This window comes from Micromonospora sp. NPDC005173 (assembly GCF_040608515.1).
Taxonomy (GTDB): Bacteria; Actinomycetota; Actinomycetes; order Mycobacteriales; family Micromonosporaceae; genus Micromonospora.
In genome coordinates this window covers 1-24,772 of sequence record NZ_JBEXIK010000065.1, presented here as the reverse complement: position 1 = coordinate 24,772, position 24,772 = coordinate 1, and the positions used below count along the sequence as shown (strand labels likewise).

Sequence of the window (24,772 nt, the reverse complement as noted above, 5' to 3'; positions counted from 1 at the left end):
CTTATCCGGCGTTCTTCGCCAGCAGCGGGGTCAGGCCGTCCTGGATCTCCTTGGCCGCGGCCGTGGCGTCCGACTGGCCGAGGATCACCTTGCCGACCGCGTCCCCGACGACCTTGCGCATCTCGGGGGCGGCGACACCGACCGGGCCGACCTCGGTGGAGCCGTTCGTCTGTACGTTGGCCAGGGCCTTGCTCCACTCCTTCAGCGTGTCGGTGTTCAGCGTGTCCGTGTACGTCTTGTCCTGCGCGACCGAGGTCCGCGGCGGCGCGATGCCGCCCGTGGTCAGCTTGAGCTGGGTGGCCTTGCCGGTCGCCCACTCGATGAACTTCCAGGCCGCGTCCTTGTGCTTCGAGTACGAGGACATCGCGATGCCCCAGTTCAGGACGGTCGACTTCGAGCCCGCCGAGCCGGCCGGGAAGTCCAGCACGCCGATCTTGCCGACCACCTTCGAGGTCTTCGGGTCGTTGATGCTGCTGATCTCGTTGCTGGACTCCAACTCCATCGCCGCGTTGCCGGCCGCGAAGAGCGCCGAGGACTGGGTGAAGGTGTTGTTGACCACGCCGGGCGGGCCGTAATCCTTGGCGAGGGTCGCGTACCGGTTGATCACGTCAGCGGCGCCGGGCGCGTCGAAGTTCGGGGTGCCGTCCGGCTTGGTCCACTCCAGGCCCTGGGAGTGCAGGAACGGGCCGAAGGTGAACGGCAGGGCGGCGGACTGGCCGCGCAGCGCGATCGGGGTGACCTTGCCACCGGACTTCTGCTTGATCGCGGCGGCGACCGTGGGCAGCTCGTCGAGGGTCTTCGGCAACGTGATGCCGTACTGCTTGAACAGGTCCGTCCGGTAGTAGAGGACGACACCCTCAACGTTCACGGGCGCGGCGATCATCTTGCCCTGAATCGTCATGCCGGTCTTGACCGCGGTCGGGAAGTCGGCGGCGTCGTAAGCGGCGGACTTGCTCATGTAGTCGTCGAGCGGAGTGTAGGAGCCGGCGTTGCTGAACTGCGGGCCTTCGCGCGACGGCAGCGTCATGAAGACATCCATGGAGGAGCTGCGCGACTGCAGGTTCAGCGAGATCTTGTCGCGGGCCTGCTGCTCGGCGAAGGTCTGCACCTTTACCGTGACGCCCGAGGCCTTCTCGAAGTCGGGGATCAGCGGCTCGATGGCCTTCTGCCACGGGTGGTTGGACATGACGAGGGTGATCTCGTTTGCGCTGCCGCCCGAGTTTCCACCACCGCAGCCGGCGGCGAGCCCGCCGACGAGGGCCAGGGCGAACCCGGCGCTCACGATCTTGTGCCGCATCTGTATGCCTTTCAGTTCTGACCGAGGAGGGGGGAGAGCCAGTCGTGGAAGTCGCCGAGGTCGGCGGGATTGGTGCTGCGCCACTGCGGGGGTACGGGCCGGGTACGGCCGGCCACCTCCGCGAGCGGCACCGGGTCGTATCGGGTCTCGTCGGCGCTGCGGTGCAGGCCGACCATCAGTGCTGTGGAGCGGTCGGCCAGCAGCTTTGCCGCGTGTCGCCCTGCCTCCGCCGCCTCCGCCCGGTCGACGTCGCTGGCGAGGGCGCCGCTGCTGCGCTGGGCCATGCCGAGCACCTCGCCGCGGGCGGCGACACCCAGCTCGGTGCTCACCAGCCCGGCGAGCGCCCTGGAGACGCCGCCGAGGATGATCCGGGTGTGGTTGACAGCCTCGAACGGCTGGTCGGTCAGCTCGCTCGCCGCGCCTTCGCTGACGACCACGAACGCCCGCCCGTGCGCGTGCAGGGCATCCTGCACGGCGGTGAGGAACGCCGCCCGGTCGAAGGTGAGCTCCGGGATCAGGACCAGGTGCGGCGCGTACCCCGGATCGTCGCGGTGCCAGGTCGCGGCGAGGGCCAGCCAACCCACCGAGCGGCCGAGGGTCTCCACGATGCGGACCGGCTCGATGCTGGACATCGCCTCGTGGTCGCGGGCCAGGTCCGGGACGACCTTCGTGAGGTAGCGCGCGGCGGAGCCGTACCCGGGAGAGTGGTCGATGCCGACCAGGTCGTTGTCCACGGTCTTCGGGATACCGACGACGCTCAGCTCACGCCCGGTCGCGGCGGCCCGGTTCGCGAGGGCGTCGAGCAGCGCCATCGTCCCGTTGCCGCCGATCAGCGCGAGGCCTTCGACGCCGTTGGCGGCCAGGACGTCGAGTGCGGTGTCCAGGTCCGCCGCGGTAACCGCCCGCCGCCCGGCGCCGAGCCAGGATCCGCCGTGCAGGGTCGCGGCGGCCGGCACGTCGGCGGCGGTGACCGGGGTGAGTCGACCCTCGACCAGGCCGTCCGGGCCGCCCCGCAGCGCCAGCACGTCGTGATCAGCCGCCGCCTCGAGGAAGCCGCGGAGGCTGGCGTTGACGACGCTGGTCGGTGCGCCGGTCTGTCCGATGAGGAGACGCATCACTACCCCTGCGCCTTCGAGCCGACGGACAGAAAGGTCTGGAACGCCTCCAGGCCAGGGCGGCCGCCCTCGTACCCGAGCCCCGAGTCCTGCACGCCGCCGAACGGGATCCACGGCGTGTTCGGGGTTCCGGTGTTGATGCCGACGATCCCGGCGGAGAGGTGGTCGGCGACGGCGTGGGCGCGGTCGAGGTCTGCGCCGCAGACGTAGCCGGCCAGGCCGTACCCGGTGGCGTGGTGCAGGGCCAGCGCGTCGTTGAGGTCGTCGTAGACGTGGATCGGCGCGATCGGCCCGAAGATCTCATCGGTCATCACCCGGCTGTCGACGGGAGCGTCCAGCAGCACGGTCGCCGGGGCGAAGTGGCCCTTCTCCGGGACGGCTCCACTCGTGACCTTCCTCGCGCCCTTACTCACCGCTTCCTCGACGAGCGAGGCCATCCGGGCCGGGTCCGAGGCCGGCGCGAGGGGGCCGAGGTCGGTGGCCGGATCCGTGGGGTCGCCGACGACAATCTTCTCGGTCGCCGCGATGAACGCCTCGGTGAACTCGGCCGCCACCTCGCGGGCCACGAGGACCTGGTTCGCGGCGATACAGGACTGGCCGTTGTTGCGGTACTTCGCCACCAGCAGCGTCTGCGCGGCTGCCTGCGGATCCGCATCAGGCAGCACGAGGAAAGGTCCGCAACCACCGAGCTCCATCACCGTACGCAGGAAGCGCGGCGCCGTGGCCGCGGCGACCAGCCGCCCCACCCGGGTCGACCCGGTGAACGACACGACGCCGACACTCTTGGCGGAGAGCCACGGGTCGACGACGTCGGCGGGTGTGCCGAGCACCGTCGACAGGACCCCCTCGGGCACGTGCCGTTCGACGACCGCGGCCAGCACCATCGACGACAGCGGCGTCAGCTCGGAGGGCTTGAACAGCACCGGGCATCCCGCCGCCAGCGCCGGCGCGATCTTGCGAGCGGGGATGGAGACCGGGAAGTTCCAGGGAGTCAGGACCGCGGCGACACCGGCGGGCCGCGTCGTCACCCGGTGATTGATCCCGGGTACGACGGACAGCTGCTCGGCCTCCTGCCGATCCAGCAGGTCGGCCATGATCCGGAAGTAGGCGACCGTCAGCCCCAGCTCGGCCGCCGACTCGGCGAGCCGCTTGCCGCTCTCCCGGGTGATCAGCGCGGGCCACTCGGGCTCCTTGGCGAGCGCCTCGACGTCTGCGGCGATGGCCCGCAGCGCCGCCGACCGCGCAGCCTGCGGCGTGCCCGCCCAGACCGGCAGGGCCTGCTGCGCGAGACCGAGCGCGGCCTCCGCGTCGGCGCCGTTACCCGTGCTGACCTCGGTGAACGGCTCGCCGGTGGCCGGGTCGAGCACCGCGAGGCGCGGTCCGCCCGCCGTCCGGCCGGTCACGCGCACGGCGGTGGCGGCCGAGAGGATGTCGTTGACAATGGGGTCGGTCACGTTAGCTGCTCCTCGTACGCGTCGAGCTGGTCCTGGTCGAGATCGATGCCGAATCCCGGCCCGTCCGGCACGCGGACCGTGCCGTGGGCGGTGAGCAGGCCGTCGGCGGCCTGCCGCAGCGGGTTGGAGCGGATGTCCCACTCGATGAGCCGGGTCGCGGACGAGATCGCGCCGGCCTGGACGGTCGCGGCGGTGGCGACCGCGCCGTTGTAGAGGTGCGGGTTGACGGTCCGCCCGGCTGCTGCTGCGGCCGCGAGCACGGCCAGGTACTCGGTGACGCCGCCGGCTTTGCCGAGGTCGGGCTGCAGGATCTCGACCGCTTCCAGGTACGGCGTGAAGGCCGCGGCGCCGTAGAGGTTCTCCCCGGTGGCCAGCGGCATCCCGGTGCGGCGGGTCAGCTCGGCCAGCTCGGACGGGCGGTCGCCGGAGAGCGGCTCCTCGACCCACGCGACGCCGAGATCGGCCAGGGCGGGGACGATCTCGAGCGCTTCGGTCAGCCGCCAGGCCTGGTTGGCGTCGGCGAAGATCTGCGCGTCGTCGCCAAGGATCCGCCGGGCGGTCCCGACGTTGGCGAGGTCGGTGTCCGCGCCGAAGCCGACCTTGACCTTGACGGCGGTGAGCCCGAGCGCGGCGCAGCGTTCGGCGATCTCGGCGACCCCGGTGGGTCCGAGGCTGGAGCCGTACACCGGCAGCTCCGTGCGCGGGCTCGGGCTGAGCAGCCGGGCCAGACTGGTGCCGGCGTGGCGGGCGGCGAGGTCCCACAGGGCCATGTCGACGCCGCTGATCGCCTGGTGGACCGGGCCAGGTGCACCCCACTGGCGGCCCAGTGGCGCCAGCTTCGCGAGCAGGGCGCGCTGGGCGGTGGCCGGGTTGGGAAAGCTGCGGCCCTTCATGAGCGGGGCGATGCCGTCTTGAATCGTGGCGATCCGCTCGCGCCACGCCCAGGACGGGTAGTTGGCCCAGCTCTCGCCGACGCCGACCGAACCGTCGGCGAGCTCGACCTCGATCAGGACCATCACGCGGTGGGTGAGCGGCGCGAAGGACATGGCGATCGGCTCGGTGGGGCGCGCCCGGAAGACCCGGCACCGCACCGCCGCCACCGCGGCATCCGGCAGCGTGACCACGCGGGTCTCCGCGGCTGAGGGTGCGGCCTTGAGGTCCATGTGCCTTCTCTCGCTGTCGACGCTATCTGCATGCAGTGTTGAACGCATGTCACCGGGACGTCAAGAGCCCGAAACAAAGAAAAGGCGGCGAGTCCGTCTCCGGCAAGGGTTACTGATGCCTCGAAGGGGGGCGTCTGGGTACCGACTTCGGGCGGTTTGCCGGGCTAGGCGGTCAGGATACGGGTGCCGGTGCGGCGTACGGCTGCGGCTACCGCGGCGGGCAGCGGACCGTCCACGACCAGGGTGTCGATGCGGTCGAAGCCGCATACCTTGACCGGACCGGTGGCCGTCAGCTTGCTCGCGTCGGCGAGCAACACGACCTCGTCGGCGATGTCCATGAGGGCGTGCTTGGCGCTCAGCTCGACCTCGGAGCGCACGTAGGCACCCCGCTCGTCGACCGCGCTCGCGCCGAGGAACAGCAGGCGCACCCGCATGCGCTTGACGAGATCCAGCGCGGCGAAACCAACCATCGCCTGATTGTCGTGCAGCAGCTCGCCGCCGATCCCGATGACCCTTGACCTGGGCCGGGACAGCATGTGGGCAAGGACAGGGACGGAGTGGGTGATCACGCAGCCGTCGAAGTCCTCGGGCAGTGCGTGGGCCACCTCGGCTGCGGTCGTGCCGCTGTCGACGCCGATCGTGTCGCCCGGCTGGACCAGGCGGGCCGCCGCGGCACCGATCGCCAGCTTGGCGCCGGCGTGGCTGAGCGCGCGGGACGCGTACCCCGGCCCCCCGACTCCGCCCGGCGGAAGACTGACGCCACCATGAACCAGCAGCACCTCGCCACTCTCGGCGAGCCGCCGCAGGTCGCGGCGGATCGTCATCTGCGAGACGCCGAGCTGGGCGCTGATGTCGGCGACCGAGAGAAAGCCGGCCCGGCGCAGCGCGGCCATGATGTGCGTCCGCCGCTGCGGGGCGCCGTCGTAGCGCATGGCTTCCACTGACACGTCCGCAGTTTAGTCCCTGTTCTTCAGCCACCAACAGATGTTACTTTTCAAACATCCTTTGATCTCAGCGTCTCGACGTCGCCGACCTCGGCGACGGACCGGCCGCTCTCGCGCTGGAGGAACAGTGACCGTCGACCCCTCGATCCTCGCCCGCCCCTCGGGCGGCTACGCCATGCTCGCTGTCGATCAGCGCGAGGCACTGCGGGCCATGTTCGCCGCACACCAGCCGGAGCCGGTGACCGACGCGCAGCTGACCGCGTTCAAGGTGGACGCGGCACGCGCGCTGACCCCGTACGCGTCCGCGATCCTCGTCGACAAGCAGTTCGGCTGGGATGCGGTGATCGCGGACAACGCCGTCGACCCATCCTGCGCCCTGATCGCGGCGGCCGACGCGTTCACCCCGAGCGCAACCGAGTTCGTCGCGGACGTGGCGATCGACCCCGAGGTCGACCCCGCGATCGTACGAAAGGAGGGCGCGAAGGCCCTCAAGCTGCTCGTGCTCTACCGGCCGGATGAGTCGCCGGAGCCCCGGATCACCATGGTGACCGACTTCGTCGCCCGCTGCCGCGAGGCCGGGCTGGTCAGCATCATCGAACCGGTATCCCGTGGCCCCCGCGACGGCGGCGCGTACGACCACGAAGCGGGAATCCATGCGGCGGCCCGCGAGCTGGGCGCCCTCGGCGCCGACCTCTACAAGTCGGAGGTGCCAACCCACGGCAAGGGCAGCCCGGACGAGATCACTGCCGGGTGCGCCTCGTTGTCGTCAGTCATCAGCAGCCCATGGGTGGTGCTGTCCTCCGGCGTACCCGCGGAGGTTTTTCCCGAAGCCGTGCGACTCGCCTGCCAGGCCGGGGCCTCGGGCTTCCTCGCCGGCCGCGCGGTCTGGGCCTCGGTGGTCGGCAGCCCGACCATGGCCGACGACCTGCGCACGATCTCGGTCGACCGGCTGCAACGCCTCGCCGACGTGGTCGATGACGCCGTGTCGCGCTAGATGGCGCCCGTCGGCGACGTGCTCGCGATCGGCGCGGTCGCGCTCGGCGCCACCATGCAGCGAGCAACCGGCCTGGGCTTCGCCCTGGTCGCCGCCCCGTTCCTGGTCGTGATCCTCGGCCCCTTCTCGGGCGTGACCCTGGCCAACCTGCTCTCAGCGGCGATCAACCTGATCGTGCTGTGCATGACCGTCCGGGCGCTGCGCCGCCGCTTGGCCGTCCAGATGATCGCCGGGGTGATCCTGGCCCTGCCGTTGGGCGTCTGGGTGGTCCGGGAGCTGCCGGGCCCGGTCCTGCTCGTCGGCATCGGCCTGATCACGGCGGGATCCGTGGCCTGGGTGGCGGTGGGCCAGAGCATGCCGTTCCTCAGGAATCGGGGTGGTGCGGTGGCGTCGGGGTTCGCGTCAGGTTTCTTCAACACGACGGCGGGGACGGGCGGGCCGCCGCTCGCGGTCTACGCAGTGAGTACCGACTGGGAACACCGAAGTTTTGTCCCGACCGTGCAGCTCGTCGGCCTGGTGACGAACGTGCTGTCCCTGGCGGCGAAGGGTGCCCCGGTCTTGTCGTGGAGGCTGCTGCTGGCCTGCGGGGCTGCGATGCTAGCAGGGATCGGTGGCGGGCACTATCTGCAGCGGTGGTTGCCAGAGACGGCCACCCGGCGGTGGATGGTGGCGCTCGCCCTCACGGGAAGCGTCATAGCGATCGTCAAAGGGCTGGTGGCGTGGTGAAGAGCCGGTTGTCCCGCCCGCGTCGACAGGCTGACCCGACCGGCGCAGGCACGCCGTCGCGTGGCGCTCTTTCTTCTGCCGGATCCACATGTTTGGGCGAGCCGACGTCCTCGGGCGCGTCGACCCGGTGGCCTCGCCGGGTCTTCAGTCTGGGCAGCGACCCGGATCCACGGTTCAGCCTCGCCAATGAGCGCACGTTCCTGGCGTGGATCCGTACCTCTCTGGCGCTCTTCGCCGCAGGCGTGGCGTTGGCGGCGGTGAACCTGCCGATCGTGCCGGGGTTTCGCCGGGCGTCAGCGATCGTGCTGATACTGCTGGGCGCCGCCGCCCCAGCCCAGGCATGGTTCGGCTGGGTCCGCACCGAACTCGCCCTGAGATTGGGAAGAAGCCTCCCGCCACCGCTGATGGCCGTGCCGGTCGGTGCAGGTCTCATGCTCGTCGGCGTCCTGGTCCTCCTGGGCCTCATTTTGTGACCGACGTCGGCTCCTCGCCTCATGGCTGCTCTTACGCCTCGGACGCTCCGCCCTCGTCGAGCTGTTCGCCTTTCCCGGGCTCTTCGCCGTCCTCAGACCCCTCCCCGGGTTCTTTCTCGTCGAGTGATCGGGGATTGCAGGTGGAACGGACGGTGTTGGCGTGGCGGCGTACGGCAGCGTCTTTTGTCGTCGCGGCGGCCGTCGCCGGCCGTCTCCTCGTGGCGCACCTCGGCGGATGGGTCTTCCTGGCCGCCGTCGTCAGCGCGATGGCGGTCGTAATCGTCGCCGCGGCGGCTTTGCGACGGCGCCTTCCGCGCTCTGCTGCCCCGGCCGAACCGGGCTCGGCCCTCCCGCCCGGTCCCTGGCTGGCGGCGGTCAGCCTGGCGACCGCAGTTGGCGGTCTCAGCGTGGCGGTCGCTGTTCTGGGTATTTCACACTGACACGTACTCTCGTCAATCTGAGGTTCCCCGGTTTCACGGAGTCTTCTGATCATGGTCTGATGGCCGTGGGGAGGAGTCTTTCGTGGCAGCACCGAAGAAATACCCCGATGAGCTGCGGCAACGTGCCGTTCGGTTGTATCGAAAGTCGGATCCGAAGCCGGTGATCAAGCGGCTGGATGTGCAGCTGGGTGTGCATCCGCGTTGCGGAACTGGATCCGGCAGGACCAGGCCGACCGCGGTGAGCGCGAGGACCAGCCGACGACGGAGATGGCCGAGGAGAACCGGCGGCTGCGTAAGGAAGTCGCGGAGCTGCGCCGGGCGAACGAGATCCTGAAGGCGGCGAGCGCGTATTTCGCATCGGAGCTCGACCCGACCCGGCGACGGTCATGAGGTCCATCGACGAACACCGTGACCAGTTCGCGGTCGCGCTCCTGCTACGGGTCCTGAACATCACCACCTCGACCTACTACGACTGGCTGCGCCAGGCCACACAACCGTGCGACCGGGACCTGGTCGACCTGGGGCTGTTGAGCAACATCTACGAGGTGTGGGAGAACTCGGGCCGCACCTACGATGCTGACCGGGTCCACCAGCAGCTGCGCCGCGACGGCATCCGCGTCGGCCACAAACGCATCGAACGGTTGATGGCCGGCCAGGGCTGGCAGGGTGCCTTCCTGCGCCGGGGCTGGCGCGGCGGCTCGACCCGGCAGGCTCCTCGAGCCACACCAGCGCCGGATCTGGTGAACCGAGACGTCACCGCGGCAGCGCCGAACCGGTTGTGGGTCGCTGACGCCACCCGCATCCCGACCGGTGAAGGCGTGTTCTGGGTCGCTGCCGTGCGGGACGCGTTCTCCAACCGGATCGGCGGCTGGAAGGCCGGCGACCGCTGCAACAACGAACTCATCCTCGGTGCGCTGGAGTACGGCATCTGGTCCCGCAACGTGCGGGACCAGTAGTTGATCCACCACAGCGACCGCGGGGTCGAACTACACCTCGATCAAGTTCGCCGAACGCTTGTCCGACAACGGATCCTGCCCTCGATGGGCTCCGTAGGCGACTCCTACGACAACGCCCTGATGGAGAACTTCTGGTCCACCCTGAAGATCGAAGTCGTCTACCGGAACTCGTGACGCACCCGCGACGAGGCCGAGAATGCGATCTTCGCCTACATTACGGCTGGTACAACTCCCGCCGCATCCAGAAGGAACTCGGCTACCTCAGCCCCGACGAGTACGAGACCGCCTGGCACACCCACCAGACCAGTCAACGCGCGACAGCTATCGTCCAGCCTGAGCCAACCGGCGCCAGGTAACCACCACTCCGCGAAAGCGGGGGGACCTCAGGTCAGGGCGGTGAGCAAGACACGGAGCAGCCCTTGGCAGGGGCTCGTTTGACGGCCGGTGTAGTCCGAGTTGGTAACACGGCTTCGAGCCCGGTGGAGTCCTCAGATTCTCGCGTCTTCTGCTGTCACGGCGGTCGCACCGGAGTCGCCAAAGGTGGCAGTAGGAGCGATCATGCTCGGGACCCCGCCGACGGCAGCCACCGCGTGCCGAAGACGCTCTTGGCTGTCGATCATCCAATCGATGGCCTCAGGCCAGTTCTGCTGATCACCGATCTTTGGGCCGATCAGCCGGGCTTCGATGCGGCACCCCTTGTTGTTCGGCAGGTCATCGAAGATCAGCCCACCGCCGAAAGCCGCCACGATTTCGGCCTTGCGGTCGCTGAGCACCTGCCACCGGGCCAGGTTGATCGCCGGATCAGGATGGCCGAAGAACAATTCCGATCGGCACCCGAACATCGCGAAGGACACACACCAGGTCGCGCCCGTTGATCCGGTCGGCATGTTCCACCAGTTCTGCCCGGGCGCTGACGCGTTCGTCCAGCCCCGCTGCTTGGCCAGCGGCTCGAACCCTGCCCAGAACTGCCGGTAGAGCTCCTGCGTCGGCGTTGGGCCGGTGGTCCCAGCGGATGCCGCCGCCACTGCACGTTTCTCCCAGTCGTTGGGCTTGACCACCAACTCCAAGAGCGGCGCGATCAGACCGGACGGCGCTCCGGCAAGCGTGACGGCGGCCAGCCGGACTCCGAAGAAGCGGATGCCGGGATCGGTGTGAGTGTTGAGCCATTCGAGCGCCGCCCGGTGCTCCTCCCGGAACTGCTCGGCAACCCAGACGATGGTCGTGGGCTTCGTACCTCCCGCGTAGGTGAGGATCTGACCCAGGTGAACGTGGTCAGTCGACCCATACTGGTTCTCGATGATCACCGGGCTTCCGGTGGCAACTTCGCGTCCGATGATGTCGAGCGAGAACTTCCCGACCTTGTACTCCCGGGACTCCAGTTCGATGTCCAACCCGAGTACCTCGCTGAGCAGGTCACTGTTCTGTAGCAGCCACGGCGTGAAGTGCTGCGGCTCGGTAGGCCACACGGATGTCACCTCCACCGACGTCAGCCGCGTTAGCGTCACCAAGGGCTGCTCGGCCTGCGACTGCTCCGGGACCTGGTCGGCTAGGCCTCCCACCTCGCCGGCAGGCTGATCGCCTACCGGCTCAGCCCGGCCCGCCGCCGGCGCTGCAGTAGGGGGTGCAGCATCCTCATCCATGGAGTGAGGCTAGTCATCCCAACGGCACCGCACGTACCCGGCGATCACGTGGCTGCCTCCTGCGACGGTGAGGGGTCTTCGGATATCCCGGTACCGTGAAGCCGGTCATCGCCGTCGTCGGGGCTGGTGTTGCCCCCTTCCAGTCAGAGGATTCGAGCAATGCTCACGGCCGCACCCTTGGTCGCCCAGATCGGGCTCTCGGCGCCTCGCGTCGTAGTGGTCTTCGACGGAGGCGAGGAGTGGCACTACTGGGCTCGCCTGGCTCTTCATGCGGCGACACGGCTGTGGGGTGGACGCGGGTTTCTCCTCGTTCCTCACGTTGGCGGCTCCGTGGAGCCGGCACTGCTGCGTGCTGCCCGGGCGTACGACCCGGACTACGTCGTGTTGCTCAACACCACGATCGGCCAGCACGAGCGCGCCGCGCCTGGGACCGTCCCGCTGCGTGTTGAGGGCCGGGTCGTCGATGGTGAGGAGCGGATACGCCTGCTGGAGCAGGTATCAGATATGCAATGCGACGATCCGGCTGGAGAACGGGCCCGTCAGACGGTCGCCGAAGCGTGCTCACCGTATCGGCATCAAGAGCACAGGACGGTCGAGGAACGTCTTGTGTCACTCGGCCTCGGTGACGCTGCTGTCCCGCTCACACCGATGTCGGCCATCACGCACATGGCAGGTGGTCCCTACCTGTCCGCTCCGCCCAGGTGGGGTAGTGCCTTGGGCGTGATGGTCGCGGCACAGTGCGGCATCTTCGACGAGCCCGAGTTCGGTGACGCACCAGTCCTCGACGAGAGAGATCGACAACAGCTGTTGGAATGGCTACTGTCCGACGACAGCCGTCCCGCTGGTGGGCCGCCTGAGGCGTTGCTCGGACACCTGCTTGCCCCTTTCCGCGACGGCGACGACCCGCATCGCGCCGGGACTGCGTTCCAGCGCACGACCTACGGCCTGGGCCAGGTGAGCTTCGGCCACCGACCCCGTAATCACGCCACCTTCGTGATCGGTGACAGCGCGGCCGACTTCGCTGCCGTGTACGCCCGTAAGTTGATGTACGGGGACGGCTGGTGGCTACCCACCGAACTCTCCCCCCGTGGCACCGACACCAAAGCCGAGCGGATGCGTCTTCTCCTCCAGAACGCAGCCGTGACCAAGAGCGCCTACCGCAATGGACGCATCACCGCCCCGATGGGCAGGTCGAGTGCGGGGCATAGGCCGCGTACCTTGGCCACTGCTGCCAGTCGCCGGCGAGCCAGCGGAACAGGTCGAGCGACTGGCACCGGTGTGCCTGGTGACGTCGCCCACGGTCCAGCCGCGGTCCTGCCGGGCGTCTTGGACTGCCCCACAACGAACTGGGCGAAGGCCGCCTGCGATGTGATCGCCACTGGGTCCATCCTCAGTCGTGACCCTTCATGAGCCGTTCGCAACGCCACAGGGTAGGTACGTCGCACCCGCCCCCGCGGTGAGATTGTCACGCGTCAGCGGGTTCTCCGCGCTGATCGCTTGCGTGGCGGGGTCAGCAGATCCGCGATCGTGGCGATCGCGCTCGGCACCAGCCGGTAGTAGGCCCACACACCGCGCTTCTCCCGCTCCAGCAAGCCGGCCTCGGTGAGGATGCGCAGGTGGTGGCTGACCGTCGGCTGTGAGAGGCCGAGCGGCGCGGTCACGTCAGAGACGCACGCCTCGCCCTCGGGGGCCGACTGGATCAGGCTGAGCAGCCGCAGCCGGGCAGGATCGGCGAGGGCCTTCAGGACCCCCGCCAGTCGCTCGGCATCGGTACGTTCGATTGGCTCGCCGGCAAGCGGCGAGATCTGAGGCTTAGTCATTTCAGCCAAGGCATTTCCCACATATTCCATCCTTCCACCAGCAGCATCCACCCACGCGCATATCGGCAATGCACGCTGCCTATGAGCGTGTTCGAGATGGTCTGATGTGGACGGCGTGACAGCGGCGACCGCAGCCGGACTCAGTGTCCGGATGTCCGCTCGTCGTGGTTACCCCTCCGGCTTGACCGGTGCTCAGTGGGCGTTGATCGAGCCGCTGTTGCCGGAGCCGAACACCGACGGCCGGGCGGGAGAAACACCCTCGGCGGGATTGGCATCGGCCAGGGTCAGCCGGTCACCGCTCAGCTCCGCCCCCGGGGCCTGCCGAGTTTGATCATCCGTGCGAGCGATCCTCAACGGTCCTGGCCCCCGCCGGGGCTGGGTGGCGGCGCTGCGTGGGGCGGGCCGGTCAGTACCCCGGTCCCGGTGGGCCGGCCGGTGACCGGGTGGGATGGCTTAACCTTCGCCGGCCGGCTCGGCTCGGCCGTCGTGCCGGGCTTCTTCGCCGTGCCGGACCCGCTCCCGGTGTTGGAGCTGTTCTTCGTACCGGACCCGTTCTTGCTGGCGGGCTTGGTGTCCGGGACCAGGCGCTGGCAGTAGGCGTCGACCTGCGCGGCGCCACCACCGGCGGCGGCCACCAGCGGCTGGAACCCCGGGGTCGCTAGCGCCTTTTCCCGCTGGGCCGGCTTCTTGGCCAGGTACGCCCGGCACAGCCCGCCGAGCTGCGCACTGTCCTCCGGACCGCTGCTCGGGCTCCGCCGGGCCGACGGGGCGGTCGGGGACTGGCCCGGATCGCCGGTGGTGGGCGCGCCACTGCCGGTCGGGGATCCGTCGGGGCGGCCGGTGGTCGGGGCGGGAGTCGCCGGACCGGACGGCGGAACCGGCTCCCCGGGAGGGTCCAACGTGACCGCCGCGAAGGCGGCGCCGGCTGTCGCGGTGGCGAGAACCCCGGCGACCCAGGCCAGGGCGCCGGCGGTGAACCGGCGGCGGCCGGGGACCCGGGCGGGCGCGGATGCCGGGGCAGCGCGGGCCGCCCGGAAGGCCGCCAGCGCCCCCTGCTCCCCGGCCAGCTCGACAGGGCGCGCCGGGGCGGCCGCTGCGGCGAGCAGCCCGGCGAGCGGGTCGGCCCGGACGGCACCCTCCGTGGACGTTGCGGCGCGCGCCGCGTCGAGGAGCCGGTCGTCCGCGGCGCGGTCGGCGAGTCGGCCGGAGCGGCGGAAACTCATCCTGAATCCCCTCACGTCAACCATCCGCCGGTTCGGCGTGCGGCGCCTGCCTGCGCCGCTCGCCGCGCGGCCGCGCGCTGGTCTCGAGCGCGGCTGGTGGCTGGCTCGGATCGTAGCGCTCGATCATCCCGGCGAGCCGCCGCAACCCCCGGTGCGCGGCGGTCCGCACCGCGCCGGGGCGCCGGCCGAGTACCCGCCCGGCGGTCCCGGCGTCCAGGCCGATGACGGCCCGGAGCAGGACCGCCTCGGCCTCCCGGGGTGGCAGCACGGCGATCAGCGCGAGCGCCGCGTCGGTGCCGATGGTCTCCCCGGCCCGCTCGGCGGTGTCGGCGTCGCCAGCCAGCTCGCTGAGCGTGTGCACCGGCACCGGCAACGACGGGCGCCGGCGTTGCCGGCGCAGGTGGTCCATCGCCCGGTTCCGCGCGATGGTGACCGTCCAGGCCCGGAACTCGCCACCGGTGAACCTGGGCAGGTCCCGGGAGATCTGCAACCAGGTCTCCGACGCCACGTCCTCCGCGTCGGCGCCCACCAGCGCGCTCAGGTAGCGCAGCAGGCTCGGCTGGAGGGTGCGGTAGAGGAAGCGGAAGGCGTCCTCGTCACCGGCCTGCGCCGCGGCGACGGCCTCGCTCAGCTCACCGGCCATGCCATGCCCGTTCCCCGGCCGCAGCGGACCAGCGGACGCCGGAGCCGGCGCACGCGATGCCTGCCTGGTCCGCTGACCGGACCTGAGTCCACGCCTCTCAGCCCCCCACTAACCTGATCGCGCTCGCGGCTGCGGGGCCCGGGCGGCACGTCCAGACACTCGCCACGACGAACGGCCAACGGCGGACTGCCACGCCAGCGCGGCGAAGCGGCCCCAAGTCGGGCAACGGTAGAAGCTCACCACCCCGCCAATAGGTCGGCACCACGTCACAGTAACGCCCACCCATGTGAGGGCGAAAGCACCGGAGCGAGCCCAAGCCCCTTACTTACCTCGCTAGGGAAGGGCATGGGCGGGCGCCCCTGGAGGCCCTCGACTCCTCTCTGGTGGTCGCGGCGCGGGCCTCTGACCTGCTGATGTGAGGTCTTGTAAGGCCGTGTGAGGCACTGTCAGCCCTCACGACACCTTCCTCGACCGCCGGTGGTCATACCGTCGACCCACCGGCCAGGCACCCCCACTCACCGTCCGTCGCCCCTGTAGCTCCACGCCTGCGATTTCCCGTGATCGCGCAGATCAGCCAGGCGACACCAATCAGGCAGGAGGCAGTGATGCGAACCAGAGCGGGTTCTATCGCCACCACGACGGCATCCGTGCTCCTCGTCGCGGCCGTTCCGGCCGCGCTCCTCCACCTCGGTGGATGGCCAACGCCTGACGTGCCATCGACCGGGGCGCTGCGGGACTGGGTCCGACAACCGCTGACCGGCGGATTCCTCGCCGGCCTCACGCAAACCGCCGCCTGGCTGATCTGGGCGCTGCTCGTCACCGCCGTCGGCGCCCGCGCCTACACGCAGGTCACCCGCACGCTGCGGTGGCTACCCACGCTGCACCTGCCGGGACCGCTGCAGGGCCTGACCGCGGCCGTGCTGGGAGCCACCGCGGTCAGCGCCAGCACGGGCGCCATCCCCGCCCACGCCGCCGCGCCCGCCAACGCCGTGACCAACTCGCCTGACGCGGTGCACCTCACCCCGCCGCAAGCCGGCCACACCCTCCCCAGCCACGCGGCGGCGAGCGGCACAAAGCTCAACCGTGTCGCGACCGGCCAGGGGGATACCTACATCGTCAAGCGTGGAGACACGCTCTCCGAGATCGCCGAGCGGTGCCTGGGCGACGCCCGCCGCTGGCCGGACATCTTCGCCCTCAACCGCGGCGCCCGCTTTCCCGGCGTCGGCGGGACGCTACGCAACCCGAACCTGATCTATCCCGGCTGGACCCTCAACCTGCCAGCCCACGCCAGCCCAGACGGCCCCCCAAGAGATGCGGGGCCGCCTAAGCCGCCGCCGACCGATCAACCGGACGCCAAGGCACCACAACCCTCGCTGAACAGGCCCACCCCGGCCCCAGGCAGCTCGGCCCCGGCCACGGTCACGCCGAACACACCCGCGTCGACCACGACGGCCGCACCGCCGAGCAGCGGCGCCCCGGAACCCGCCCCCACCGCGACCGGCTCTGCCGCCAACGCCAATGCGGGCGATGCCCCCACCCACGATCGAGATGCGCGCGGCGTGTCTCTGCCGAGCGGCAGCTGGGTAGACATCGGCCTGGCCCTGGCCATCGCGGGCGCGGTGGCGCTGGTGTGGGCGCATCGCCAGCGCCGCTACATTCCCCGACCGCCCACGGCCACTACGCGCACGACCGATCCCGACCTCGCGCCGATGCCGCCGGTGATCGGCCAGATCCGCCGAGGACTGCGCCGGCTCACCGCCGGCCACGCCAACACGCCGACCAACGACGCCCCCCACACGATCACCGACGTGGGCGCCGACATGCACACCGACGACCTCACCGTATTCAGTGGCACCGCCACGGAGAACGAAGGCAATGGCACGCACCCCGATACCCGTCCCGGCGCTGACGAGCCGAACCAGGCCGGTGCCCGCCTGGAAACCACAGCAGGCGGCGACGTGCCGGTCGTGCCGTCACTGGCCAACCCGCTCTCGGCTCTGTGGCCGCCCGCCGGACTCGGACTCACCGGTCCCGGTGCGCACGCCGCCGCCCGCGGGTTCCTCGCCGCCACCCTGGCCGCCGGCGGCCTGGACGACATCGATGCCCGCACCGAGGTGGTGATGCCGTCCGCGACCGCGGCCACGCTGCTCGGTCCCGCGGCGGTCAACCTGCCGCGCACACCCCGGCTGACCATCACCACCGGGCTCGACGAAGCCCTTCAGATCCTCGAAGCGCAGACCATGCACCGCACCCGGCTGCTCGACCGGCACGAGGTGAACACCGTCGCCGACCTGCGGCACACCGACCCCTACGAGGAGCCGCAGCCACCGATCCTGCTCCTGGCCGACGCGATCACCCGCCACGAACGCGCCCGCGTCGCCGCCCTGCTCGCGCAGGGCCAACGCCTGGACATCCACGGGGTGCTGCTCGGCCCGTGGGCCGACGGCAACACCGTCATGGTGGCCGACGACGGCGTCACCACCCCCGCCGACGGAGAGAGCCCGCGCCCTGGCAGGCATCCCGCCGACATCGGCCGGCTCGCGATCCTCACCCCTGCCGAAACCGCGGACGTACTGACCACCCTCGCCGAGTCGCACACCGGCCAACCCCAGCCGCCGCCCCCGACCGAACCCGCACCACCGCCGCTCCAGGCCGCGACTGCGACCTCGCCGGCGGCCGCGGCCACACCAACAGACACGCCGGTGGTCGCACCGGCTGACACGGACGCCGACGCCGAGCAGGACGTGGAGGCCGGCCACGACCGGAGCGGCGACACCTACAAGACACAGTCCCCGGCGGGTGCCGTTGGCATCACCGACGTCTCGGTTCCCGTTGAGCTGAGCGCCGTAGCCAGTCAGGGCGGCGACGCCCGCCCAACAGACGACGCGACGGCGACAATCAACCACCAGAGGGCTGCCGTCGGCGGGCGGTCACCAGCCGCAGCCGGCCGGGACGTCGATGCCGAGCTGGTGGGGCAACCCGGACGGGTGGGGGTGAGGGTGCTCGGGATACCCGGCATCGTCGACGGCGACCCGCAGCGCAGCCTGCGCGCGAAGTCCCTCGAACTGCTGGTGTATCTGGCGGTCCGCGATGGCAGCGCGTCCACGGAGGCCATCCTGGACGACTTGCTGCCCGACGCGCCCGCCAGCAAGGCCGTGCACCGGCTGCACACCTACGTCTCGGACCTGCGCGGCGTCCTGCGGCACAACGGCGGCCCCGGCACCTACCTCACCCACCCCCACCGCCGATACGAACTCAACCCCGAAAGCTTCGACATCGACCTGTGGCGGATGCGCACAGCGATCCGCGCCGCCGATGCCGCCGGATCCAAACCCGAACGGGTCGCGGCGCTGCGCCGCGCCGTCGACACCTACCAACCACTCGCCGAGGGCCGCGAATACGAATGGCTCGAGCCCTACCGGGAGAAAATCCGGCAGGACGCCCTCGACGCCGCTCTGGCCCTCGCCGAGGAACTCGCCGGCCGAACCACGGAACAGCTCGCCGTCCTCGACGCCGCGATCGGCCAGCACCCCTACGCCGAAGCGCTGTACCAGGCCGCCATGCGCGCCCGCGCGCAACTCGGCCACCTCGACGCCGTCCGCGCGCTACGCCGGACGTTGACCCGCCGGCTCGCCGAGATCGACGCCGAACCCGCCGACGACACCCTCGCCCTAGCCGACCAGCTCACCGCCGACCTGCGCCGCGCCGGCCGCGACGCGCGGACACGACGCTCCGCCCTCACAGACGGAGCGTCCGCATGAACACCGCACCGCACACCGGCAATCCGACCACCACCGCCGGCGCTGCGGCGTCGTCTGACACCGGCGCGCATCTGCGGCGGCTGCGCTGGGCCGTACGGGCCACGCTCACCCTCGGCGTGGCCGCCTCCGTGGCGGCAAACGTCCTGCACGCCCAATCAAACCCGATCAGCCAGATCATCGCCGCATGGCCACCACTGGCGCTGCTGCTCACCGTCGAACTGATCTCCCGCGTCCCGCACCACCGCCGCTCCCTCGGCGCCATCCGGATCATCGCGACCGCCATCATCGCCGCCATCGCGACATGGGTGACCTACTGGCACCTCGTCGGCGTCGCCACCCGGTACGGAGAGACCGAAGCCGCCGCCGCATACCTTGCTGCCCATATCCGTCGACGGACTCGTCATCGTCGCCAGCGTCAGCCTCGTCGAGCTCACCGCCAGGATCCGCGCGGCGATACCTGACCAACAGCCTGCGCTGATCGCGTCGCCCGAATTCCCACCGGCCGCCACAGAGCCCACCACCCACATGATCCGACAGCATTCGATGCAGCCCGGCACACTCGCTCCCCAGCAGCCCGCCGCCGCACGGGCAGAGGCCGCGCCAGCCGGCACACGGACTCGACGGCCGATCAAAGCCGTCACTGCACCAACCGCCTCCCCGTCAACCGCTTGCGCACCCACTGCGGCACCTGACGGTGCTCCCCAGGATGCCGAAAACACGACCAACGTCGAATCCGCTGCGCGCGGCAATGACCAGCCGCCGCAGGCGGCCGATGCCAGCGACCCCGCCACGCCCGCCGACACCGCCAACGGGAAGGCGTCCCGCTCCGCGCGCCCGCACCAGCGATCCGCGAACCCACAGCCGCTAGATCGGCTCGACGACGCGCAGCGCGTGGATCCACCGCCACGGAGGCCGGACAAGGAACCCAGGCCGGAGACGGATACAGCAGAAGGCGCGGTCTCCGACAGGGGACCCGTGCCGCCGGAAACCGCCAGCGCGGTGGCTTACTGGTATCGGCGTGAGCCCAACCTGCACCCAGCCGAGATCGCCGCGCGAATCGGCCGGTCTGAACGCACCGTCCGCCGGTACTGGCCGCCGCCAGCCACCCGCCACCCGTCACCGGCGACAACGTCAGCGACGTAGCCGAGAGCGCCTCCGACGCTGAGGGCGCCGACTCCACACCGGGCCACACGCAACCAGCTACCCCTCAGCGTGGTTCGACCGCGTCAGGCCCGCCCGCCAACGACAGACGCGGCGCCCGCCTCGACGACCTGATGGACGAGCTGGTGTCGGCGTACGAGTCAACGTGCCCAGCCAGGTACAGCTGAACATGCACAGCGTCGTGTAGACGGACGCTGAGATGAGAGCGGGCAGTTCGCACCTCCAACCGCTCCCGAGCCGACCAGCGGTGCCTCAGCGAGACCCATGGGTAGTGTCGGTGGCCGTCGTGACGTTCCGTGACCAGCGATGCGCCATCGCAATGGCGGCGCATCCGCTTCTGGCCGATGAGCGGACGTCTCGGGGATAGTGCTTGCGTTGGTCGGGTTTTCCGGCACCGGCCGCAACCGGTCGGCGGCGGACGTTGCGGTTCAGCCGCCGATCATTTGCTGGTCGGGTGCGTAGACGTTCATGACAACATCGTTTGGGAAGGGTTGTGAGCGGAGCAGCCGCAGGCCGGTCGGCTGGGATTGCTCGCCACCATGCACGACCTCTCCGTGGCCGGCGAGTACGCCGACAGGCTGGTGCTGCTCGCCGACGGCCGGGTGGTCGCCACCGGCACTCCCCGCGAGGTGCTCACCGAGCAGCTGCTCGCTACCCACTACCGGGCCAGCGTCCGCGTCGTCGACGGCGAGCACAGGCCGCTGGTGGTGCCGGTGCGGCCGGATCCCCGTACGGTCAGGGCGGAGTAGTCCCGAGGATCGAGAAGAACGCCCCCTGTGGATCGGTGAGCACCGCGAACCGGCCCCGCGTCAGGTCCGTCGGCTGGACGGCGAGCGTCGCGCCCATCCCTAGCGCCTCGGCGACGACCCTGTCGGTGTCGGTGACCGCGAAGTAGACCATCCAGTGGGACGGGAGGTCACCCCAGTCTTCGCCGATCATGGGCATCATCCCGGCGACGGGACGACCGTCCAGCTGCCAGGTGGTGTAGGTGATCGGGCCCATCGGTTGGTCGTCCGCCGTCCAGCCGAACACCGACCCGTAGAACTCCTTAGCCCGGTCCGACTCCCGCGTGGTCAGCTCGGGCCAGGTCAGCGAGCCGGGTACGTCGAACACCTCGGCCCCCGGCATGCCGAGCGACTGCCACACCCCGAACGGCGCCCCGGCCGGGTCGGCGAAGAGCGCCGTCCGCCGGGAGCCGGGGACGTCGAAGGGCTCGGTCAGGATCCGGCCGCCGGCGGCGGTCACCCGCAGGCAGGCCCCCTCGGCGTCGTCGGTCGCCAGGTAGGGCATCCAGGCAGGCGGCCGTTGCGGGCCGGCCCCCAGCCCGGCACCGGCCACCGGTTTGCCCTGCTGGTGGAAGACGAGGTGACCGTCAGCCGCGGGTTGCCGGTCCGCCTCGGCGACGGCCCAGCCGAACAAGGGCGCGTAGAAGCGCGCCGCGCCGGGGAGGTCGGTGGTGACCAGGTCGACCCAGGCGGGTGCCCCCGGTGGAGTATCTGTCATGGCTTCGGCTTCGCTTCCTCTGTTCGGGCAACTCTCGGCGGGATGGCGGCGGGCGGGCCCGACAGCCGACAGCCGACGGCCGTCAGCCGGCACCGGTGCGGGCGAGGGCGATGACGTTGAAGAGGGCGCACTGCGGGTCGCGGAGGCCGGCGTAGCGGCCGGCCGGGATGTCCCGAGGCGGGACCAGGATGGTGCCACCCAGCTCGCCGGCGCGGGCGGCCGCCGCGTCCGCGTCGACCGCCGCGAAGTACACCGACCAGTAGGCGGGCGAGTCCTCCGGAAAGTCGTCGCCGAGCGGCGGCATTATCCCCGCCACGATCTGCGCGCCGAGCCGCCAGCCGGTGTAGGTGATCGTTCCCATCGGCTGGTCGTCCGGGTGCCAGCCGAAGACCAGCTCGTAGAAGACCTTCGCGCCCTCCGGGTCGGGGGTGACCAGCTCGTTCCAGGCCATTGCGCCGGGGATGTTGAACACCTCGGCGCCGGGCATCGCCATCGGCTGCCAGACGCTGAACGTCGCGCCGGCCGGGTCGGCGAAGACCGCCATCCGCCCCTGGTCGAAGACCTCGAACGGGGGCACCACCACCTGTCCGCCGGCCCGCTCGACCCGGCCGGCCACCAGGTCTGCGTCGTCGGTCGCGACGTACATCGACCTGATCGGCACCTGGTCCGGGATGGCCGGCGGGCCGGCCCCGGCCACCGCCCTGCCCTCGAGGAGGAAGACGCCTCGGGCTCCGGCGTGATCCGCCCGGTCCAGCCGAACAGCTCCGGGTAGAAGCGCCGCGCGTCGGCGAGATCCGGGGTGGCCAGGTCGGCCCAGCAGGGCGTGCCCATCGGGACGGTGCTCACGTCGACCCCTCTCGACTGGGGGCGGCCACCGCCGGCACGCCCTGCCGGCATCGTGGCACCGTTCGCGCGTCGTACGGGGCGGATCGGGCGAATCGTCAGCTGAACCGTCGTCCGGATCTAGCCGCGAAGTGCTCGTCACGCAAGGTAACCAGCTCACGAGTGCATGCATCCGGACGTGCCGATGAGCGTGCGCGCCTTATTGTGTTGGCCATGATCGAGACCGCTGCCCGGACGACCCGCAATCGGCGCAGCAACAGCGTATTCGTACTTGCGTGCATCAGCTTGGTGCTGTCGCTGATCGCGTGCGGTGTGGCCGGGCTGGTCTTCGGCAACAACGAACTAGATCCGCTCCCGGTGCAGTCCGGGCCGCAGGTCGCCAGCGCGGCTCAGGTGGAAGCCGTCGCTCACGTGACCCTGCCTCCCGGAACCGTGCTGCTGTCCGCCGCTTACAGCAACGGCCTGGAAACCCTGCTTTCGGCGAAGTTCCGCATGCCCCGTACTGCGCTCGACGCCTTCATCGCCGAGGCAAAGTTCACGGCGGCTCCCGCACCGGGGTTTCGGGCAGTCGACGCGAAACACAACGTCGGCGGCGGCAACCTGTGGGACCCCGAAGCCGCCAAGACCGTCTCCGGCATCGTCGAGGAGCAACCCACCGCCGACGGCACGCGCCGATCGATCCTGTTCAACCTCGACGCACCCGACGTGGTCACCGTGTACCTGTACGCCAGCCGCGGCTGAACCTCGCGGACATCCTCTTCTGCCGCTGTCGGTGCGCGATCGGCCGGGCTACAGGTTCCCGGACTCTGGCCAGTTGGACCAGTGAGTGTTGGGTGGCATGTCTGGTGCGTACCGTCTCACATCTCCTGTCGTCAGCACGTCGGCGAGCTGGCGGAAGGTCATTGACTGACTGGGAACTGTGTCCTGGAGAAGGTCTGGGTGGTGCCACCGATCCAGCCGCATAATCTGTGGGATGTCGGCCGGGATCCGCCGCCGCAGCTCGACTTCGTCGGCCAAGAGCAGGTCCCGGTGGTCCGGGACGAGCCGGCGAAGGACGTCGACCAGTTCCTCGCCCCGCTCGGCGGCTACCGCGATCCGCCGGCCTCGTAGCACGATCGACGTTCCGCGGTAGATCTCAGGCTGGTCAACGTCCTCGATCTCGTCCCAGTTGTCGACCCGGCTGAGGAAGTCCTCGTTGCCGTAGCCCGGTTCGCCCTTGGTCAGACAGTTGCCGAAGAAGTGAAGGACGTCAATGAGGTTGCCAGCCCTGGGCGAGTACCCCAACGCCTCAACGATGAGCGCCCACCGCTGTGCATCGCGGTAGGCGTGAAGCCGGGCATCGACCGCGTAGTAGTAGCCGTGGCCCAGGTCCGGGAACATGAAATCTCCGGCCGCGCTGTCGAGTTGGTCGAGAATCTCGGCGGAGCGCATGGTCGTGCAGTGTAGCCACGGGTTCTCCACCATGATCAGGTGCGCGCATCTGCCGCCGACCGGGCGCTACGTTCTGTCACCGTCGTCTGGCGGGGGCGCCGCCCGCTCGTGCCGAGATCGGTAAGTCGATCGTTGTGGGAGGCTTCGTAGGTGACAAGCTTTCGGGAAGCCCTGGATGCGGCCGCAGACGACCCCGGCTCCCCGGCGTGGGATCTCATCTGGCAGGAGTCGTGTCACCAGGGCACCTGCGATCCCGCAAGCGCCGTTCTGCTGCCCTGGTTGGCCCGGACCTGCGCCACCTTTCGTCCTCAGGACCGCGAGCGCCCGTAGTACTCGCCGGGTTCATCGCCGTAGACGCCGACGACAAGAGTCGCGGCATGTACGCCGATGACATCGCCACATTGCGTGCGCTGACCCTTGAATGCCTCTCGTCCGGCGGGTCCAGCGACACGATGTTCGTATACCTGCAGCAAGCCGTACTCGGCTTCGACGGTGACGAGGTCTGGGGCAAGGAGCTCGACCGCATCAACGACGGGGAGGTCGATGTGCAGTGTCCGGCGTGCGCTGAGGACCTGCTTATCGACCTGCAGTCAGGCGATTCCTCGATCGAGCCCGGGCTTTCCTCGCAGCTGGCCACGCGTCTGCACGCCGAGGCGTTACGGGTGGCCACGAGTCGGTGGCAACCGCATTCACCTACTTGTTTGGTCGGATGAGCTGTCCCGCATGCGGTGTCACGTTCAACGCGAGGTGACCGGCAGTTCTCCCCGATGACCGCAGGCATCCTCATTTGCCGCGATGCGCGCTCCTGGCGCGGACAGTGACGGCCTCTGCGGTGTCCTGAGGATCATGTCAGGCATCAGGTGGGACGCAAGTCTCGGGACGTGGGTGACACTTTCCGGCTAGCCAGGTGGTGAGGGTGGCTCGGGTGGGCGTCTGCGGGCACGGGCTGCGTCGGATACGGCGATCCCGGCTAGGACGAGAGCAGCGGCGGCGGCGACCAGCATCGGCGGCAGGAAGATCGTTGCCGGCGAGATGGCGGCGAGCACGAGGACCCCGGCCACGCGGTCTCGGGACACCCGGCCGAACACCTCGTACTCGAAGATGGCCCGTCCGGCGAGGAACAGTGCGGGTCCGCCGAGGATGACGGCGACCCACGCCGGTGGTGTGTGCCCGAACGGGTGCTCG

23 protein-coding genes and 3 pseudogenes are annotated in these 24,772 nt (G+C 70.1%); 13 read left to right on the top strand and 13 right to left on the bottom strand.

Going from position 1 to position 24,772, the window contains the following annotated elements; all coding sequences use genetic code 11:
- Position 1: 1 nt before the first annotated feature.
- The 5 genes from ABZV00_RS35160 to ABZV00_RS35140 form a co-directional block, all read right to left on the bottom strand.
- Positions 2-1,297 carry a sugar ABC transporter substrate-binding protein gene (locus ABZV00_RS35160; protein ID WP_355614222.1) on the bottom strand — a complete coding sequence of 432 codons (1,296 nt, stop codon included), beginning with the start codon at positions 1,295-1,297 and terminating at the stop codon, positions 2-4.
- A gap of 11 nt (positions 1,298-1,308) precedes the next feature.
- Complete coding sequence (locus ABZV00_RS35155) at positions 1,309-2,412, bottom strand: 6-phosphofructokinase (protein WP_355614219.1); 1,104 nt, start codon at positions 2,410-2,412, stop codon at positions 1,309-1,311.
- Positions 2,413-2,414: 2 nt separating this feature from the next.
- On the bottom strand, positions 2,415-3,866 hold the full coding sequence (locus ABZV00_RS35150; RefSeq protein ID WP_355614216.1) for an aldehyde dehydrogenase family protein: 1,452 nt from the start codon (positions 3,864-3,866) through the stop codon (positions 2,415-2,417).
- Complete coding sequence (locus tag ABZV00_RS35145; protein ID WP_355614213.1) at positions 3,863-5,029, bottom strand: mandelate racemase/muconate lactonizing enzyme family protein; 1,167 nt, start codon at positions 5,027-5,029, stop codon at positions 3,863-3,865. The genes ABZV00_RS35150 and ABZV00_RS35145 overlap by 4 nt, the downstream gene beginning before the upstream one ends.
- Before the next feature lie 164 nt (positions 5,030-5,193).
- A complete protein-coding gene (locus ABZV00_RS35140; protein ID WP_355614210.1) occupies positions 5,194-5,976 on the bottom strand; it encodes a DeoR/GlpR family DNA-binding transcription regulator in 783 nt (260 codons plus the stop codon).
- A 124-nt stretch (positions 5,977-6,100) separates the two neighbouring features.
- Here ABZV00_RS35140 and ABZV00_RS35135 point away from each other — a divergent pair, with 124 nt between their 5' ends.
- The 6 genes from ABZV00_RS35135 (at position 6,101) to ABZV00_RS35110 (ending at position 9,562) form a co-directional block, all read left to right on the top strand.
- Positions 6,101-6,967: a hypothetical protein gene (locus ABZV00_RS35135; protein WP_355614207.1), complete on the top strand. Its 867-nt coding sequence runs from the start codon at positions 6,101-6,103 to the stop codon at positions 6,965-6,967.
- Entirely contained in the window at positions 6,968-7,693 is a 726-nt protein-coding gene (locus ABZV00_RS35130) for a sulfite exporter TauE/SafE family protein (RefSeq protein WP_355614204.1), read from the top strand. It begins immediately after the preceding gene.
- Positions 7,687-8,166: a DUF202 domain-containing protein gene (locus tag ABZV00_RS35125; protein WP_355614201.1), complete on the top strand. Its 480-nt coding sequence runs from the start codon at positions 7,687-7,689 to the stop codon at positions 8,164-8,166. Before ABZV00_RS35130 ends, ABZV00_RS35125 begins: the two co-directional genes overlap by 7 nt.
- Entirely contained in the window at positions 8,163-8,606 is a 444-nt protein-coding gene (locus tag ABZV00_RS35120; RefSeq protein WP_355614198.1) for a DUF202 domain-containing protein, read from the top strand. Before ABZV00_RS35125 ends, ABZV00_RS35120 begins: the two co-directional genes overlap by 4 nt.
- Positions 8,607-8,807: 201 nt before the next feature.
- Positions 8,808-8,996 (top strand): transposase, encoded by a 189-nt coding sequence (locus ABZV00_RS35115; protein WP_355614195.1) that lies wholly within the window; start codon positions 8,808-8,810, stop codon positions 8,994-8,996.
- Positions 8,993-9,562 carry an IS3 family transposase gene (locus tag ABZV00_RS35110; protein WP_355614192.1) on the top strand — a complete coding sequence of 190 codons (570 nt, stop codon included), beginning with the start codon at positions 8,993-8,995 and terminating at the stop codon, positions 9,560-9,562. Before ABZV00_RS35115 ends, ABZV00_RS35110 begins: the two co-directional genes overlap by 4 nt.
- Positions 9,563-10,050: 488 nt before the next feature.
- Here the strand turns inward: ABZV00_RS35110 and ABZV00_RS35105 are convergent, their stop codons facing one another.
- Positions 10,051-11,202, bottom strand: coding sequence for a DUF4268 domain-containing protein (locus ABZV00_RS35105; RefSeq protein ID WP_355614189.1), 1,152 nt, complete (start codon positions 11,200-11,202; stop codon positions 10,051-10,053).
- Positions 11,203-11,361: 159 nt separating this feature from the next.
- Between ABZV00_RS35105 and ABZV00_RS35100 the strand changes: the two genes are divergently transcribed.
- Positions 11,362-12,612, top strand: coding sequence for a hypothetical protein (locus ABZV00_RS35100; protein ID WP_355614186.1), 1,251 nt, complete (start codon positions 11,362-11,364; stop codon positions 12,610-12,612).
- Positions 12,613-12,674: 62 nt separating this feature from the next.
- Here ABZV00_RS35100 and ABZV00_RS35095 read toward each other — a convergent pair whose 3' ends face one another.
- Entirely contained in the window at positions 12,675-13,052 is a 378-nt protein-coding gene (locus ABZV00_RS35095; RefSeq protein ID WP_355614183.1) for a metalloregulator ArsR/SmtB family transcription factor, read from the bottom strand.
- Between the two features lie 139 nt (positions 13,053-13,191).
- Here ABZV00_RS35095 and ABZV00_RS35090 point away from each other — a divergent pair.
- Positions 13,192-13,291 (top strand): annotated as a pseudogene (locus ABZV00_RS35090) (IS5/IS1182 family transposase); the annotation flags it as partial.
- Positions 13,292-13,372: 81 nt separating this feature from the next.
- Here ABZV00_RS35090 and ABZV00_RS35085 read toward each other — a convergent pair.
- A complete protein-coding gene (locus ABZV00_RS35085) occupies positions 13,373-14,245 on the bottom strand; it encodes a hypothetical protein (RefSeq protein ID WP_355614252.1) in 873 nt (290 codons plus the stop codon).
- 16 nt (positions 14,246-14,261) lie between these two features.
- The gene (locus ABZV00_RS35080) at positions 14,262-14,888 is read right to left on the bottom strand and encodes an RNA polymerase sigma factor (protein WP_355614180.1); all 627 of its coding nucleotides are present in this window, start codon (positions 14,886-14,888) and stop codon (positions 14,262-14,264) included.
- 557 nt (positions 14,889-15,445) lie between these two features.
- On the opposite strand from ABZV00_RS35080, the gene ABZV00_RS35075 reads away from it, so the two are divergent.
- The 3 genes and pseudogenes from ABZV00_RS35075 to ABZV00_RS35065 all read left to right on the top strand — a co-directional run.
- Positions 15,446-18,649: a BTAD domain-containing putative transcriptional regulator gene (locus ABZV00_RS35075; RefSeq protein ID WP_355614177.1), complete on the top strand. Its 3,204-nt coding sequence runs from the start codon at positions 15,446-15,448 to the stop codon at positions 18,647-18,649.
- Positions 18,646-19,110 (top strand): hypothetical protein, encoded by a 465-nt coding sequence (locus ABZV00_RS35070; protein ID WP_355614174.1) that lies wholly within the window; start codon positions 18,646-18,648, stop codon positions 19,108-19,110. The genes ABZV00_RS35075 and ABZV00_RS35070 overlap by 4 nt, the downstream gene beginning before the upstream one ends.
- A gap of 1,227 nt (positions 19,111-20,337) precedes the next feature.
- Positions 20,338-20,559: pseudogene (locus ABZV00_RS35065) on the top strand (hypothetical protein); the annotation flags it as partial.
- Here the strand turns inward: ABZV00_RS35065 and ABZV00_RS35060 are convergent.
- Together ABZV00_RS35060 and ABZV00_RS35055 are read right to left on the bottom strand one after the other, a co-directional pair.
- Positions 20,546-21,313 (bottom strand): VOC family protein, encoded by a 768-nt coding sequence (locus ABZV00_RS35060; RefSeq protein WP_355614171.1) that lies wholly within the window; start codon positions 21,311-21,313, stop codon positions 20,546-20,548. The pseudogene ABZV00_RS35065 and the gene ABZV00_RS35060 sit on opposite strands and share 14 nt — an antisense overlap.
- Positions 21,314-21,395: 82 nt before the next feature.
- Positions 21,396-22,159 (bottom strand): annotated as a pseudogene (locus ABZV00_RS35055) (VOC family protein).
- A 210-nt stretch (positions 22,160-22,369) separates the two neighbouring features.
- Here ABZV00_RS35055 and ABZV00_RS35050 point away from each other — a divergent pair.
- On the top strand, positions 22,370-22,897 hold the full coding sequence (locus ABZV00_RS35050; protein ID WP_355614168.1) for a hypothetical protein: 528 nt from the start codon (positions 22,370-22,372) through the stop codon (positions 22,895-22,897).
- A 48-nt stretch (positions 22,898-22,945) separates the two neighbouring features.
- On the opposite strand, the gene ABZV00_RS35045 is transcribed toward ABZV00_RS35050, so the two are convergent.
- Complete coding sequence (locus ABZV00_RS35045; protein WP_355614165.1) at positions 22,946-23,587, bottom strand: hypothetical protein; 642 nt, start codon at positions 23,585-23,587, stop codon at positions 22,946-22,948.
- Positions 23,588-23,964: 377 nt separating this feature from the next.
- On the opposite strand from ABZV00_RS35045, the gene ABZV00_RS35040 reads away from it, so the two are divergent.
- The gene (locus ABZV00_RS35040) at positions 23,965-24,300 is read left to right on the top strand and encodes a hypothetical protein (RefSeq protein WP_355614162.1); all 336 of its coding nucleotides are present in this window, start codon (positions 23,965-23,967) and stop codon (positions 24,298-24,300) included.
- Between the two features lie 186 nt (positions 24,301-24,486).
- Here the strand turns inward: ABZV00_RS35040 and ABZV00_RS35035 are convergent.
- Positions 24,487-24,772 (bottom strand): low temperature requirement protein A (locus ABZV00_RS35035; protein ID WP_355614159.1); only part of this gene is annotated, 286 nt, incomplete at its 5' end.